Raw genomic sequence first — 14,182 nt, 5'->3', positions numbered from 1 at the left:
CAAATGTTAAAACGCGAAAAAGACACCCTTTTCAACATTGAAAATGTTGGCGAGGATTTTATTTTCAACGACCAGGTAGCTCGTGTTTTTGATGACATGATCGACCGCTCCGTTCCTTTTTATGCGGAAGTCATTGAGAGCGCCGCGCAGTTACTTGATCGTTTTCTCGACGAAGGGGAACTGGTGTGTGATCTCGGCTGTTCCACCGGTTCCACCCTGTTACAGTTTTCCCGTATCCTCAGTCATAAACAATTGCGTTTTCTCGGCTGTGACAACTCCCCGGCAATGCTTGAAGAAGCGCGGCAAAAAACGGAAATGTTCGGCAAAGGGAAACAAATAGAGTTTCGTTGCAGCAACATTGCAGAATTTTCTGAAAAAAACGTGGCTGCAGTTGTGCTCAACTACACGCTTCAATTTCTGCGTCCGCTGCAGCGCATGGAGTTTCTCCAGCGTATATTCAATGCGTTACGTCCGGGCGGAATTTTAATACTTTCGGAAAAAACCATCCTTGATGACCAGCGACTCAATCGCGACTTCATCCACATTTACCATCAGTTTAAAAAGGCCCGCGGTTACTCCGAACTGGAGATAGCCCGCAAGCGGGAAGCGCTGGAAAACGTCCTTATTCCTTTCAGCATGGAAGAAAATCAGAAGATGCTGCGCAGTTGCGGATTTTTCTCTGTCACCACTTTTTTTCAGTGGTTTAATTTCTGCTCGATCCTTGCAGTGAAAGCAAAATAAAGGGTATCTTGAATAATCTTGTATTTCGTTCATATTCGAGGCACAGGAGAAAATTTACCACAGGTATATGATTGATATCTCGACGTCTCGTTCCTCGCTTTGTCGGAGGATAAATTTTTTACTGTAACGAAGAAGATGGGCGAAAGACTGATTATTCAAGGTAGCCTAAAAACATTCCGTACTGTTCTCTCAACCCTTTTCTCATCAGGATACCTGATTATCCATAAGGAGAAGACAATGAAATACTTGACCTGCACCATCCTCATTTTTGCCACTGCAATGACTCTTACGAGTTGTGTCGGATGCTCTCCAGATAAACAGAATCTCACCAACAACGAAGAAAACAATCAGGTTGACCGGAGTACCGACAGTATTGGCACTGTCACCATGTTGAAGTCCGGCGCTCTCTCTTTTGACCTCAGCACGAGGGCAGACGGGGCTGCAGCAGGGGACAAACAGTTCATCATTCTGCCCGGAAATGAAAAGTACAGGATGTATCTCAATCATGTTTCGCCCATTACGGCAGGGAAAAGGAAGAACGTTATGTCGTGGACTGGAGAATCTAAAAGCTGAGACGCTTAGATTCCTCATGAAATGAGAGTACCAGGAAGAGAAACCAACAGAGGCCGCCTTCATAACGAAGGCGGCCTCTGTTGGTTTCTCTCGGCAGTCAAGACTGCAGAAAAGTCTCTATATCCCTAACTTCATCGTACAATATGTTCCTTCTTTTACCTCAAACCCCTCCTCACTGAAAAAGGCACGGAGCTGTTCCACCATCTCTTCCTTCCTTCCAGCAAGCAGATCTGTCAAACCAATCTCTGTATCAATACTCTCTGGAACCGCGCCGAGAAGTCGAAGGCGGGCGGGATATTCCCCCGTCATGATAAGCGCAGAGAGGACATCTGAGAGCCCGAGCTGATGCGGAGAGAGTTTACGGGAAAAGAACTTGGGAACCTGCTCGTCCTCAAGCCACTTCACCGTTCCCACCGGATCCTTTGATTTGATACAATCAACGATCACCACCAGCGGTCGATCGGCCAGATCGTCCAGCAACTCCATGCCTGCGGTACCGCCATCCACAATATCAAGCTCCGGAGTGTCGTATCGCCGATCAAACTCCTCGACGACACGCACCCCGATCCCCTCATCATTCAGCAGGAGATTCCCGACACCAAGAAGAAGGGCCTTTTTGCCAGCTGCAGTCATCAAAGAACCTTGACCACAGTCACATCTTCACCGTCCTCATCCACCATGTGAATGGCACAGGACATGCACGGATCGAAGCTGTGAATCGTACGGATAATTTCGAGCGGCAATTCAGCATCTGCCACCGGTGTTCCCACGAGGGAAGCTTCGTACGGACCAGGCTCATCGTTTTGATTACGGGGACCGGCATTCCATGTTGAAGGGACAACAGCCTGATAGTTGGCAATCTTACCATTATCAATGACGATCCAGTGCGAAAGCATTCCGCGGGGTGCCTCAAGGAACCCGACACCATGAACCTCGTGATCCGGTATTTCCGGTTTGATCCAGGTGGTGACATCTCCTTTCCCGATATTATCAATAAGTGCCTGCCACTGCTCGGACATGGCGTCCTTCATCATCGCACAGCGGATACCACGTGCCGCAATACGCCCAATGGTCGAGTGCAACTGTGGGAGTTCGATAACCTTGCCGGTAAGCATTTTGTATACACCAAGAATATCGCCCAGATGTTTTTTACAGCGGACATCTCCTTTGGCCAGCATGGCCAGTACCTGGGCCAGAGGTCCAACCTGAACAGTCTTATCGTAAAAAGTCACCGACTTCGACCAGCTGTATTTTCCTTCGGGGTCCCACTCCGTGTAACTGGGGTTGGTTTTCCCTTCCCAGGGAGCAAGCAGTTCCTCATCAGAGTACCAGGCGTGTTTGGAGCATTCCGCAATACCCTTGCGAAGCCATTCGTCTTTGGGAGTGGTAATTTCACGGAAAGTGGAAAGGTCTCCATTTTCTATATACCCGCCCGGCATGATGAAACTGCTGTTCTTTGTATCGGTAGGAAGCTCAGGGATACTGAGATAATTGACAACGCCTGCACCAACTTCGAGCCACTCCGGATAGAAAGCAGCAATGATTGCAACATCAGGCTTGTACACCTGCTCTACAAAATCGTTGAGCTTGTCAATATAGGTCTTCAGCAACAGCAGGCGTTCCATGTTGAGAACCCCGACGCCGTCAAGATTGATGGGGTTGGCAACACCGCCCACCGCAAGATTTTGAATATGAGGAGATTTCCCGCCGAGGACAGCTACAGCCTTGTTGGCATTACGCTGACACTCAAGGGCCTGCAGATAATGAGCAACACAGATGAGATTAACCTCAGGAGACAATTTCATATCTTTATGCCCCCAGTAGCCGTTAGCAAATATGCCAAGTTGACCGCGCTCAACCAGCGAATTCACCTTTTTCTGTACTGCAGCAAACTCCTGTACACTGTTCCCGGGCCAGCTGGAAACCTTTGCCATGAGATCGGCAGCCTTCTGCGGATCGGCCTTGAGAGCAGAGGTAACATCCACCCAGTCCAGAGCTGACAGTTGATAAAAATGGACGATATTATCGTGAATACAGTGCCCGGCAGTAATAATATTACGGATATACTGCGCATTCAGCGGGACCTCTGCATCAATGGCATCTTCAACTGCACGAACAGAAGCGATGGCATGCACTGTTGTACAGACGCCACAGATACGCTGAGTAATAATCCATGCATCTTCGGGATTGCGACCAACAAGAATTTTTTCAATACCCCGCCACATCGTTCCCGTAGACCACGCCTTTTTGATAACACCATCTTCAATCTCGCAGTCCACCCGGAGATGGCCTTCAATTCGAGTAATAGGATCAACCGTAATACGCTGCTTCATTGTGCAACCTCATTATGAGCTTCATCCGTAACCACCTTTTGCCCGTTCTCTTTTTTAGGAGCAAGAAAGGAGATTACCGGAAAATATTTAACAATTAAAATAAAACCACAGATTTCCATAGCCACGAGACCAATAGAGATAAGGATCTCCTCCGCTGTAGGGAAGTAGCTGTAGCCATCCCCGGGATTGAAGGTGAAAAGTGAAAGATTCATCCGCCAGAGGGCAGCACCGAGCATCATGCTTATGGCACATCCGAAAAGCCAGCGGGCATCTTTTATAAACTTATCTTTACTGAGGATATAGAGTGGCGCTGCAAGGAGTGCCGTTTCCAGCCAGAAAAGCCATGCCCCGCGATCTCCGACAAACAGCAGTTGCATCTTGTCTCCCAGCGCAAGTTCACCAAAGCGGAGGATAAAAAATGCAATGATCAGCCATCTGATGATTCTGTACAATTTGGCAAAAAGCGGAGTTTCGTCTGCCACATCTTTCCCGCGAAGTCCTGCGCGAGTAATGGATCCTTCAAAGATAACAATCGCAAACCCCATGATGAGAGCGGTCAGCAGAGAGAGCGGACCAAGTATTGCACCACTTCGCCAGAGCGGGTGAAGTTTAAGCCCTGCAATATTAAACAGCGATCCCATAGAAGATTGATGCATGGTTGGCAGCAACACCCCAAGAGAGATCGCGGCAAACATCACTTTATTCATTTTGCGCAGAGAGATCTTCCAGCCAAGGCGCTCACAGATAACCGGCGCGAATTCAAACATGACGACGAAGACATACACTGTCATGCAGAATGCTGTCTCAAACAGCACAGAGTTGACGTTGAAGAACCCGGGGATATAAAAATAGGGGACATTCCAGTAGCGACCAACGTCAATCAGAATGGAGAATCCACCGAGGGAATAACCAAAAAGGGACGCCAGCAGAGCCGAACGCACCATTGGATGATATTGCCCCTGGTTGAAGACATACACCGTCCAGGCGAGAGCCCAGCCGCCACAGGCAAAGCCGGTCCCGACAAGGAGGTCAAACGCAATCCACAACCCCCAGGGAAAACCTCCATTGAGATCACTGACTGCTCCAATCCCTGAGACGAAGCGATGAGTTATGGCATAAAGTCCGATGAGGATCAGAATGCCGAAAAAGATTATCGGCCAGGTAAATATTTTTCCACCAAGAGGTTTGCTGATATGCTCACTCATTGCCAGCCTCCGTTTCGTCATGTTTATTTCCCGCCTTGCCGCCGCCGATACTTAACCAGGTACGCCTGGTCAACCAGCCATAGAGAAGCGCAGGGAGCAATGCGATAGGCAGAAACATCCCTCTATAGAGCCCATGCTGCACGGTCTCAGTCGCAGCGCCAAAGCTCTCCTCTTGAAGAGAGGGAAGACCAAGGTCTTCGTAGGGCACTGAGGAGAGAACGAGACACTGGCATCCACCGCCCTCACGTTCACCATAAATTTCCTGATTGTAGTGAGGGATTGAAGTCTTGTTAAATTCCCCACTGCCTATTGCTTTGACCGGGTATTTATGCTCCGATCCAGGATCAGCAGCGACACGCTGACGGGCTTCACGCAACAAATCACTCCGTTTGCCAAAAATGACTGCCCCTGTCGGGCAGACCTCGGCGCAGGCAGGAATTCCACCTTTGTCGATACGCTCCACCCCTTTTTGATTGCAGAGCGAACACTTCTGGAGACGTCCGAAGGGGTCATCATATTCATATTTCGGGACATTAAACGGGCAGGCGATCATGCAGTAACGACACCCGGTACACAGACTCGGGTCAGTGGTAACAATTCCGGTAACAGGATCCTTCTGCATGGCAGAAACCGGACAGGCCGAGACGCAGTTGGGATCTACACAGTGCATACATTGACGCTTAATGTAGGCATAGCCGTCATCAATCTGATCTTTGTTTATACCAGCGCCGTTTTGCCACACCTGGATAACATTAAAGCTGAACGGAGAGAGATAATTATTTTTTGAGTGCAGTGAGTCAGCAGGGTTGAGATCCATCTGGTTGACTTCCTGGCATTTGGCCACACAACTCTGACACCCAATGCAAAGGGTAGAATCATAGAGCAGGCCTACGCCCTCCGGTAACGGTGGAAGATTATGTCGGGCCTCTGCATCCGTAGCGGCGCCAACCGTCGCAAGCAGAGGAGCGACAGTCGCAACTTTGAGAAAATCGCGGCGGTCCATATTAATTCTCCTTCTCTTGGGAAGAATTTTTTCCCTCTTTCTGCTGACGGCCAAGTTCTTTAACCGTCATCACACTTACACCGGCAGCCAGACCGGCGACACCGGCCAGAATCGCTGTACCAGCGACTTTATTTTCCCCGCCAGCAGGTGTATTGACCTCAGGATGAACAGCAGGGGGAGTCGGACGGACAACATGCGCCAGTTCACTAATTCCTTTCGAGAAGCCAACCCCCTTCTCATTACAGCCAATGCAGGGATGGCCAATACCAACCGGCCAGATTCCTCCGCCGACATCGCAGAATTCCAGGGAGGGGCAGTTACCATAGGTCTCAGGACCTTTACAGCCGAGTTTATAGAGGCACCATCCCTGCCGATGCCCTTCATCTCCATAGGCCTCAGCGAAACGACCGGCATCAAAATGCGGCCGCCGCTCACAATGCTCATGAATAAGACGCCCATAGGCAAATTTCGGCCGTCCTTCAGCATCAAGTTCCGGCAACTTTTTGAAGGTAAGAAGATGCACGACGGTGGCGATAAAGTTGGACGGATTGGGAGGACAGCCGGGAATATTAATAATTTTTTTATCCGGCAGAAACTCCTGCACACCGACAGCACCGGTGGGATTGGGGCCTATAGAGGGGACACCGCCCCAGGCAGCACAGGAACCAATGGCAATAATGGCTGCAGCACCTTCAGCGGCCTCTTTGATGTGCTCTCCTATGGGTTTTCCGGCAACCATGCAGTAGACACCGCCATCTTTGGTCGGGATAGATCCGTCAACAACCAGCACATATTCGCCTTTATATTCTTCCATGGCGCGGTGCTTGTTGGCTTCTACCTGATGGCCGGCAGCAGCACAGAGAACCTCATGGTATTCCAGAGAGATAACCTGAAACAGAAGAGTCTCAAGGGTAGGATGAGTTGCCCGCAGGAGTGCTTCAGTACAACCAGTGCACTCCTGTGCACCAATCCAGATTACCGGTGGTAGTTTTTTACTGGTGAGAGCTTCGGCAATAGCCTCGGTTGAAGAGAGACCTCCAAGGCCGAGTGTCGCGGCTATACCAGTACAAAACTTCATGAAATCCCGGCGAGATACGCCGAGACAATCTAACATTTGGGTGTTTTTTTCAGCGTTCATTCAGCAGATGGATGTTGAGGATTACGCAGAAATCCGAGGAAAACTGCAGTAAAGAGCTGTAAAGCAGCAGATACGAAGACCTTTTCTCAGCGTCATTAAACAGCGCACAGATCGTAGCTAAAATGTCAGCTGTCCGCAAGAAATTTCCCCGTTTTTTCTGAAGCTTTTGGCATAAGATCTAACGTTTTTCTTACCTGTTTACAAGATGATAGTGCAAATTAATAAAAAGAGATATAAATTCTTCAAAAGGTACCCTGAACTCAACGTTCCGTGTTGATGGATAAAGACTGCAAGAGGATATTTCCCCTCAAATTAAGGATAAAAAAAGAAAGAAATACTCTTTACTTTTATGCTATATTGGTTTTCAGTAAAAAAATCAATAATATCATGAATGAAGGGCTAAGAAAAACTGTACTCAACAGTATTTGAATCAACAAGAAGAAAAGCAACTCCAGTATAAAATTTTACCAGAGAAACAGTAACTAACAAGAAACTTCCACGCGGGAAAAGTGCTGTTTCTGACCTGTTGAAAAACTCTCCCTGTTAATCCAGCAAAAGGATCCTGAAACATCTTTCTTTCGTTCATATTTGATGTTCCCAAACACGTATCTTTCATCAAAAAGTTCCTCGATGTTCTCGACCAGAACATCTTTATGGTTATTTTTATAGTCCACAAAATTGATATTCAAGAGGGGACAAAGTACATTATTTCGATATAAATGATCGTGTTAATAAAGTGATAGCATAGTGGATCAATAAAAGACCATATAAGAATATCTTGAAACAGCTTGTATTTTATTCATATCTGAGGCACAGGAGGAAATTTATTACAGCCATGATTGATATCTCGACGTCTTGTTCTTCGCTTTGTCGGAGGATAAATTTTTGACTGTAACGAAGAAGATGGGCGAAAGACTGGTTATTCAAGGTACCCATAAATTTACGTGTTGAAGACAAAGCTCTCCCTCACGAAAAGTCTTGTCTGCAACATACCAGGCTTTGTATTCCAATGAAATTTTCTGTTTCTCGATAATTTTATCAAACCTTTTATCTCAAGAGTGACAATGCACTACCTTGACCGACTCCCTGAAACTGCCAACCGCACTGTTATTATCACTGAACATGAAAAAAAACAGGTATGGGTCAACCAGGAGAAGAAGGGTTTCCTCCGCTATCGTAATCCCTGTCAGGCACTTGCGCAGTGGCAGGCGCACAACTGTGATTTTTCCGGAGACACAGTTTCCATTGGTACGGAGGACGAGATTTCCAGCAGGGAGAAAGTGCTTATCCGGGAAAACCTCAAAGCCTTCATGCCCTGGCGCAAAGGGCCCTTTTCTGTCTTTGGCAATAACATCGACGCGGAATGGCGCAGTAACCTGAAATGGAATCAACTCAAGGAAGAGCTGCCCGAACTGGAAAACAAAGTTATTGCTGATATCGGCTGCAATAACGGTTACTACATGTTCCGCATGGCTGCCCGCAAACCGCGTTTTGTGCTTGGTCTTGAGCCCTCGGTGCAGCATTACTATTGTTTCAAGGCCCTCAATGCAATGGCGGGATGCAGCAATCTTGATATCGATTTGCTCGGGGTAGAACATCTCAAATATTTTGTGAAGTGTTTCGATGTTGTTTTTCTCATGGGTATCATTTACCACCGTCCTTCTCCTGTTGACACCCTGCGCGATATTCTCACATCCCTGCAGCCCGGCGGTACGATGATTCTTGAGACCCAGGCAATTCCGGGCAATACTCCTGTTGCCCTCTTTCCCGACGGCACCTATGCGAAGGTACCGGGAACCTACTTTGTTCCCACCGCTTCCTGTCTGATAAACTGGGTGCGGAAAGCAGGGTTCAAAAATATCAAACTTTTCGCCTCACACGCGATGACCCCGGATATCCAGAGACGAACGGAGTGGATGATATACGAATCCCTCAGTGACTACCTTGATCCGACCGACCCGACACGAACAGTGGAGGGTTACCCCGCCCCCCTGCGTGTTTTTCTCAAGGCGGAAAAATAAACACGCGACGTGCTGAACTAAAGCGTTTTCTTGCCTTTCCACCCTTCGGCGGGTACATTGCTGAAATATTCAAGAATCAATGCGTTGGGTAAACTGTTACTTTTACACGGAGGAAACCATGGATCTTTCAAACTACACACTCTACAGTTCCGGCCTCAAAGGTGCTGAAACCACCTTCAGCGAAGAAGCCGAGAAGAGAGGAATCAAGGACATAGTATATACCTTTGAGGGTCATAAACTTGCCCGCGACAAGAATACCGTTGTCCTTGACCAGGCACAGCTGGAACGCGGAGATATCAGTATGGAACTCGCCTCCCGCATGCTCAACCGCACCTATTATGAAACAGAAAAAATCCGTAAGGTCCTCCAGACAATCTTCCACATGATTAACAGCGGGCATCAGGTCTTTGTCATAGGTTCGATTCAAGAAGACGACTCCGTAAAAGGTGGCACCGGCTGGTCGGTGGAACTGGCCAAGATGTTCAACCGTCCGCTGCACGTTTTCGACCAGCCGGACAAAAAATGGTTTACATGGAAAGAAGGCTGCTGGCAGGAAGATACACCCAAAATCGAATATGAGACCTTTGTCGGCAGTGGTACACGCTACCTCAATGATGCCGGCCGCGAAGCCATTGTCAAACTTTTCGAGGACTCATTTCCTGAAAATTGATCTGAAATCATCATCTTCATGCAAAAAGCCCCGTCGGGGTTTTTTGCATGAAAAAGCCTCAATACTCAGAGACCTCAACGCTCCAGCCTCCTCACACCTCCTTCAGCCAGCGCCATGGCGTCTTCACACCACATTCTCAACCGGCATTTGATGAACCCCGTCAACTCCAGAAACACGAGCCACCGGCATCTCTACCCCGTTTCTGGCGGGTACTCTATGCGAGTCCTTTGAACCTGAATGAGTTGAATCAGATCACTCCCCGTTTCCTGCAATGTCTGAATCAACTTGAATCGGAAAGATATTATTTTCCCATTAATCAGTGCAACATCTCATCACACGGAGAGACCACTCATGTATTCGCTGCTTCTTGATACCACCGATCCTGCTTTCAACCTCGCACTTGAAGAACATCTCTTCTCCACCATGCCCGCCGACCACCCCGGGTGGTTTCTGCTGTGGCGCAATCACCCGTCAATTATCGTCGGCCGACACCAGAACACCCTTGAGGAGATCAATCAGCAGCTGGTGCAAAAATATCAGCTCGACGTCGTCCGGCGAATCACCGGCGGCGGTGCCGTATTCCACGACGGAGGCAATCTCAACTACTCGTTTCTGCACCACAGCAATGCTGCAGGTGTCATCGATTTCAAACGATATCTCACCCCCATCGCCAATGCCCTTGCAGAACTGGGAGTGAAGGCTGAACTTTCCAGTCGAAACGATCTCACCGTCAACGGTAAAAAAATCTCTGGTGCCGCGCAGACCCGCAGGGGAAGACGGGTACTGCACCACGGTACGATGCTTGTCAATCTGAACATGGACATGCTTGAAGCAGTTCTCACCGGCGCACCGGATAAATATCTTTCCAGGGGAATCAGTTCGGTACGCAGCCGGGTCACCAACCTCAACCAGGTGTGGCCGCAGGATACCACTATGGAAGCACTGCAGAATGTATTTATCCGAAACTGTGCGAGTACGCCGGGGGAGCTGTGCGAAGAGGATATAGCTGCGGCCGAACAGCTTGCCGATAAAAAATATCGCACCTGGGAGTGGAACTACGGCAAATCGCCACGTTACACCGAAAAGCTGCGCCACCGCTTTCCGTGGGGTGCAGTTGAAGCCCGCCTTGATATTCAGCAGGGAATCATCCGGCACTGCAGCATCTCGGGAGACTTCTTCGCCGAACTGCCGATTGCAGAGCTCACCGCCTGCCTGCAAGGAGTCGCGCATACCCCACCGGCCATCACCGCAGCACTGACCGGAATGAATCTGCCGCGTTACTTCACAGGCAGCAGCGCATCGGAATTACTCAACTTTTTTAGTCAACCATAAGCGAACCTGTTCACGTCCGAAACTCTTCCTCAGGGCTGAACAGCCTGAGGCCTTCTAAAATCGTTTTCAGCCAATCTTTCGTGAAAAATTTTCTTTTTTCTTCGCCGTGATACTCATTGCCACCAACAGCGAAATTCTGCTGTTCAGAAAAATTGCGACTGCAGGTCGCATCCAGCTCATCTCATACGTTTCAGAGAAAAAAGGTCGTCGATGGATTGTTGAAAATTGCCGGAATCCGTGCTTTAGTACAGAGCATTGTCAATGTGGAAAATGACAGCCGGTTAACGCTTCCCCAGGTACATTTTTTGCCCATTATGTACCAGAGTATTTCAAATTTCCGCCAGACAGAAAAACTGACATGGTCATCGACCATCCAGAGCATTGAATTCAAACTAAGGAGTATCCCATGAAAATTGCTGTTGTTGAACCTCTTGCCGTTGAGAAAGCTCAACTTGATAAGATTATCAGTGCATCCCTCGGCAGCTCCCTGAAGGATGTCACTATAGAGCACTTTGCGGAGAGAACTACCGACGAAGCGGAACTTATTGCCCGCAGCAAAGATGCGGAAATCGTGGTTATCGGTAATGTTCCCTTTCCACGAAGCGTACTGGAGAAATGTCCCAGGCTGAAAATGCTGGCCGTCGCTTTCACCGGTTTTGACCACGTCGACGTGGAGTACTGCCATGAGCACGACATTGTGGTGAGCAACTGCTCCGGCTACGCCACCGTGGCCACGGCGGAACTGGCTATAGGTCTCCTTCTCGCCGTCTGCCGTAATATCGTGCCATCTGACAATGCCACCCGTACAGGCGGCACGAAAGCAGGATTGGAAGGATTTGAGCTCTCCGGAAAAACTATGGGCATCATTGGTACCGGCGCCATCGGCAGCCATACCGCCAGACGGGCACAGGCCTTTGGCATGAAGGTCATCGCCTTCAGCCGTACAAAACGTGACAACGGACTGGAGTACAAAAGTTTTGATGAAGTTATGACCGAGTCTGACGTCATCTCTCTGCATGTACCGGTTACAGCTGAGACAAGAGGTATGATCGGTGCTCGTGAACTGGGATTGATGAAGAAGAGCGCGGTGCTCATCAACGTCGCCCGCGGACCAATCGTTGACAATACAGCTCTGGCCGATGCCCTGAACACCGGAAAAATTGCCGGTGCCGGTATTGACGTTTTCGACATGGAACCGCCCCTCCCCGACAGTTATTCACTGGTAAAGGCAAAAAACACGGTGATCACTCCTCACGTCGCCTACGCCACAGCTGAATCGATGCTCAAGCGGGCAAAGATTGAGTTTGACAATATAAAGGCGTTTCTCGATGGTGCTCCAACAAATGTCGTATGAAAGACAACGTAACCTCATAGACAAAAAAGGCTGACCGGGAATCCCGGTCAGCCTTTTTTGTCTCTTGCACATTTACAGCGGGGTCTATTTTTCCACATCCCTTCAATCCCACGGCAACCAGGGCAGTCCAGCCCGCAGCCCTTTCAGCATAAGCTCTGCGGAACCCTGCTGATATCCATAAATCCGCACACCAAAGATATGCAGCATGATACTCACAGCCCTCTCAGAACTCGTCTCTTCATCATACTCGTGTTCGAGATAACTGCGGAAAAGAGACTCTATCTTTTTGAGCCGGTTTGCAGCGAAATCATGGAGATTATTCTTGTTCTCATCAGCAGCCAGTTCCAGCTGAGTTTTTACCAGCAGACAGCTGCAGTAGTTCGGATTGATGGATTCTGCCACTGTGTTTTTCAGGTGAAGAAGAATCCCCTCGTCAATACTCTCTGCACCATCAATTGTCTCACGCACCTTTGCCATCGATTTCGCACTGTAACTCGTCAGAACCTCGCGAAACAATGCCTCCTTGTTGCCAAAGGAGTGGTAAATCGAACCGGGTTTAAGCCCGGTGGTCTCCACAATCTGCTGCATTGATGAAGCCTTGAAACCTTTGCGACAGAACAGCAACATTGATTTATCTATAACCTCATTTCTTTTAAAAAGCGCTTTGGCCATTTTGTGTCATCCTTCTTCGCAGAATTCAGAAAACTCAATTATTCTTAGTAAAGACAACAGTATAACATTTATTTATTGAATAGCCACTCAATAAATAAATGGCAAGATCCCTCCCCGGAACAGATTTTGACTAAATGCTCAAAATTATCTCCGATGTGATATGCCCGTGGTGTATCATCAGTTATAAAAGATTCGAAACAGCCATTGACGAAATGAGATTGCAGAAGAAAGTGCAGATTGAGTGGCACATCTTTGATGTGTAATCCGAATGAGACAAAAGAAAGTGACGACTCCTGCCTGCTCTGGCATACTCATTATGTCAAAAAGTTTTCCTCTTAAAAGATAAGCCTCGATACTGTCCAGTTCCTCCTTCCAACAGCTAACATATCGAACTCTCTAGTTTTTATTCATCCCCTCGTTGACAATGACTCCATAAGGAGTATATTCTTTTTTTCTTATACGCAAGCAGCTGGCAACAGTTAGACCTCGTCGGAAAATCCGCTGGTTTCGAGCCCTTGACCGACACACTCCTCCACCTCGGCTTTGAAAAAAGCTGCAGAAAGGAAAAATATAATGATTATTGATTATGACGTACAGATTATCAAGGAAAATGGACGACCAGCTTTTGTGGTCGTTCCCTACGCGAAATGGATTCAACTCAGTGGCGACAATAACGCCAGCGGCGTTTATATTCCCTCTGAGGTGCGGATCATGCACGCCAAAACAGGCCTCTCGCTGATCGCCTCCTGGCGCAGGCACCTGAAAATCACTCAGCGTGAACTGGCTGAAAAACTTGGTATGACTCAGCCTGCCATCGCCCAGATTGAAAAAACGGGGACCAAAAATAGACCCGAGACCCTTGAAAAAATAGCCCGCGCACTGAATATTGAGGTGGAACAGCTTACCATTACCTTTCCACACTCCTCCTGAAAAAAACAGCCCCCGTTCTGCAGACTGTTTTGTAGAAAAAACAGTCATGGCATCGTCCGCTCAGTCGGAAAGAAGAGAACGAACGGCCACCGCAACTCTCATCGCACTGAAGCGCCTGCGCAGTTTCCTCGCATTCGATTTCCCTCTGCAGGTCACTTTTCTCTCGCATTTCCAGTAAGGGTAATGTATCTTGTTTGCCCCGCTTTTATC

General features: G+C 48.4%; 15 protein-coding genes. 9 read left to right on the top strand and 6 right to left on the bottom strand.

Translation table 11 applies throughout. The annotated features are described in order from the left end of the window. Window positions 1-3: 3 nt before the first annotated feature. Both cmoA and JWG39_RS08835 read left to right on the top strand, forming a co-directional pair. Complete coding sequence (gene cmoA, locus JWG39_RS08840; RefSeq protein ID WP_205219029.1) at window positions 4-741, top strand: carboxy-S-adenosyl-L-methionine synthase CmoA; 738 nt, start codon at window positions 4-6, stop codon at window positions 739-741. A gap of 237 nt (window positions 742-978) precedes the next feature. Beyond that, window positions 979-1,314: a hypothetical protein gene (locus JWG39_RS08835; RefSeq protein WP_205219028.1), complete on the top strand. Its 336-nt coding sequence runs from the start codon at window positions 979-981 to the stop codon at window positions 1,312-1,314. 117 nt (window positions 1,315-1,431) lie between these two features. On the opposite strand, the gene JWG39_RS08830 is transcribed toward JWG39_RS08835, so the two are convergent. The 5 genes from JWG39_RS08830 to JWG39_RS08810 are packed head-to-tail and all read right to left on the bottom strand — an operon-like array spanning window position 1,432 to window position 6,969. Further along, on the bottom strand, window positions 1,432-1,947 hold the full coding sequence (locus JWG39_RS08830) for a hydrogenase maturation protease (RefSeq protein ID WP_205219027.1): 516 nt from the start codon (window positions 1,945-1,947) through the stop codon (window positions 1,432-1,434). Continuing rightward, window positions 1,947-3,647 (bottom strand): hydrogenase 2 large subunit, encoded by a 1,701-nt coding sequence (gene hybC, locus JWG39_RS08825; protein WP_205219026.1) that lies wholly within the window; start codon window positions 3,645-3,647, stop codon window positions 1,947-1,949. The genes JWG39_RS08830 and hybC overlap by 1 nt, the downstream gene beginning before the upstream one ends. Next, a complete protein-coding gene (gene hybB / locus JWG39_RS08820; protein WP_369130601.1) occupies window positions 3,644-4,852 on the bottom strand; it encodes a Ni/Fe-hydrogenase cytochrome b subunit in 1,209 nt (402 codons plus the stop codon). The genes hybC and hybB overlap by 4 nt, the downstream gene beginning before the upstream one ends. Beyond that, window positions 4,845-5,855, bottom strand: coding sequence for a hydrogenase 2 operon protein HybA (gene hybA / locus JWG39_RS08815; RefSeq protein ID WP_205219024.1), 1,011 nt, complete (start codon window positions 5,853-5,855; stop codon window positions 4,845-4,847). Before hybA ends, hybB begins: the two co-directional genes overlap by 8 nt. A gap of 1 nt (window position 5,856) precedes the next feature. Then, window positions 5,857-6,969, bottom strand: a complete 1,113-nt coding sequence (locus tag JWG39_RS08810; RefSeq protein ID WP_275888985.1) for a hydrogenase small subunit — start codon at window positions 6,967-6,969, stop codon at window positions 5,857-5,859. A 1,088-nt stretch (window positions 6,970-8,057) separates the two neighbouring features. Between JWG39_RS08810 and cmoB the strand changes: the two genes are divergently transcribed. From cmoB to JWG39_RS08785, 5 genes are all read left to right on the top strand, one after another. Next, entirely contained in the window at window positions 8,058-9,014 is a 957-nt protein-coding gene (cmoB, locus tag JWG39_RS08805) for a tRNA 5-methoxyuridine(34)/uridine 5-oxyacetic acid(34) synthase CmoB (RefSeq protein WP_205219022.1), read from the top strand. Between the two features lie 118 nt (window positions 9,015-9,132). Further along, complete coding sequence (locus tag JWG39_RS08800; protein ID WP_205219021.1) at window positions 9,133-9,684, top strand: hypothetical protein; 552 nt, start codon at window positions 9,133-9,135, stop codon at window positions 9,682-9,684. Window positions 9,685-9,731: 47 nt separating this feature from the next. After that, the gene (locus tag JWG39_RS08795) at window positions 9,732-10,055 is read left to right on the top strand and encodes a hypothetical protein (RefSeq protein WP_205219020.1); all 324 of its coding nucleotides are present in this window, start codon (window positions 9,732-9,734) and stop codon (window positions 10,053-10,055) included. Beyond that, on the top strand, window positions 10,036-11,016 hold the full coding sequence (lplA, locus tag JWG39_RS08790; RefSeq protein ID WP_205219019.1) for a lipoate--protein ligase: 981 nt from the start codon (window positions 10,036-10,038) through the stop codon (window positions 11,014-11,016). Before JWG39_RS08795 ends, lplA begins: the two co-directional genes overlap by 20 nt. Window positions 11,017-11,422: 406 nt before the next feature. Next, entirely contained in the window at window positions 11,423-12,370 is a 948-nt protein-coding gene (locus JWG39_RS08785) for an NAD(P)-dependent oxidoreductase (protein WP_205219018.1), read from the top strand. Window positions 12,371-12,472: 102 nt separating this feature from the next. Here JWG39_RS08785 and JWG39_RS08780 read toward each other — a convergent pair whose 3' ends face one another. Then, window positions 12,473-13,042 carry a TetR/AcrR family transcriptional regulator gene (locus tag JWG39_RS08780; protein ID WP_205219017.1) on the bottom strand — a complete coding sequence of 190 codons (570 nt, stop codon included), beginning with the start codon at window positions 13,040-13,042 and terminating at the stop codon, window positions 12,473-12,475. A 134-nt stretch (window positions 13,043-13,176) separates the two neighbouring features. Between JWG39_RS08780 and JWG39_RS16770 the strand changes: the two genes are divergently transcribed. Both JWG39_RS16770 and JWG39_RS08775 read left to right on the top strand, forming a co-directional pair. Further along, window positions 13,177-13,305, top strand: coding sequence for a hypothetical protein (locus JWG39_RS16770; protein WP_275888984.1), 129 nt, complete (start codon window positions 13,177-13,179; stop codon window positions 13,303-13,305). 310 nt (window positions 13,306-13,615) lie between these two features. Further along, a complete protein-coding gene (locus JWG39_RS08775; protein ID WP_205219016.1) occupies window positions 13,616-13,972 on the top strand; it encodes a helix-turn-helix domain-containing protein in 357 nt (118 codons plus the stop codon). Window positions 13,973-14,182: the final 210 nt, after the last annotated feature.

This window comes from Desulforhopalus vacuolatus (genome assembly GCF_016918505.1).
Taxonomy (GTDB): domain Bacteria; phylum Desulfobacterota; class Desulfobulbia; order Desulfobulbales; family Desulfocapsaceae; genus Desulforhopalus; species Desulforhopalus vacuolatus.
Note: the sequence above shows the minus strand (reverse complement) of the source record. Positions and strands in the feature narration are given on the sequence as shown.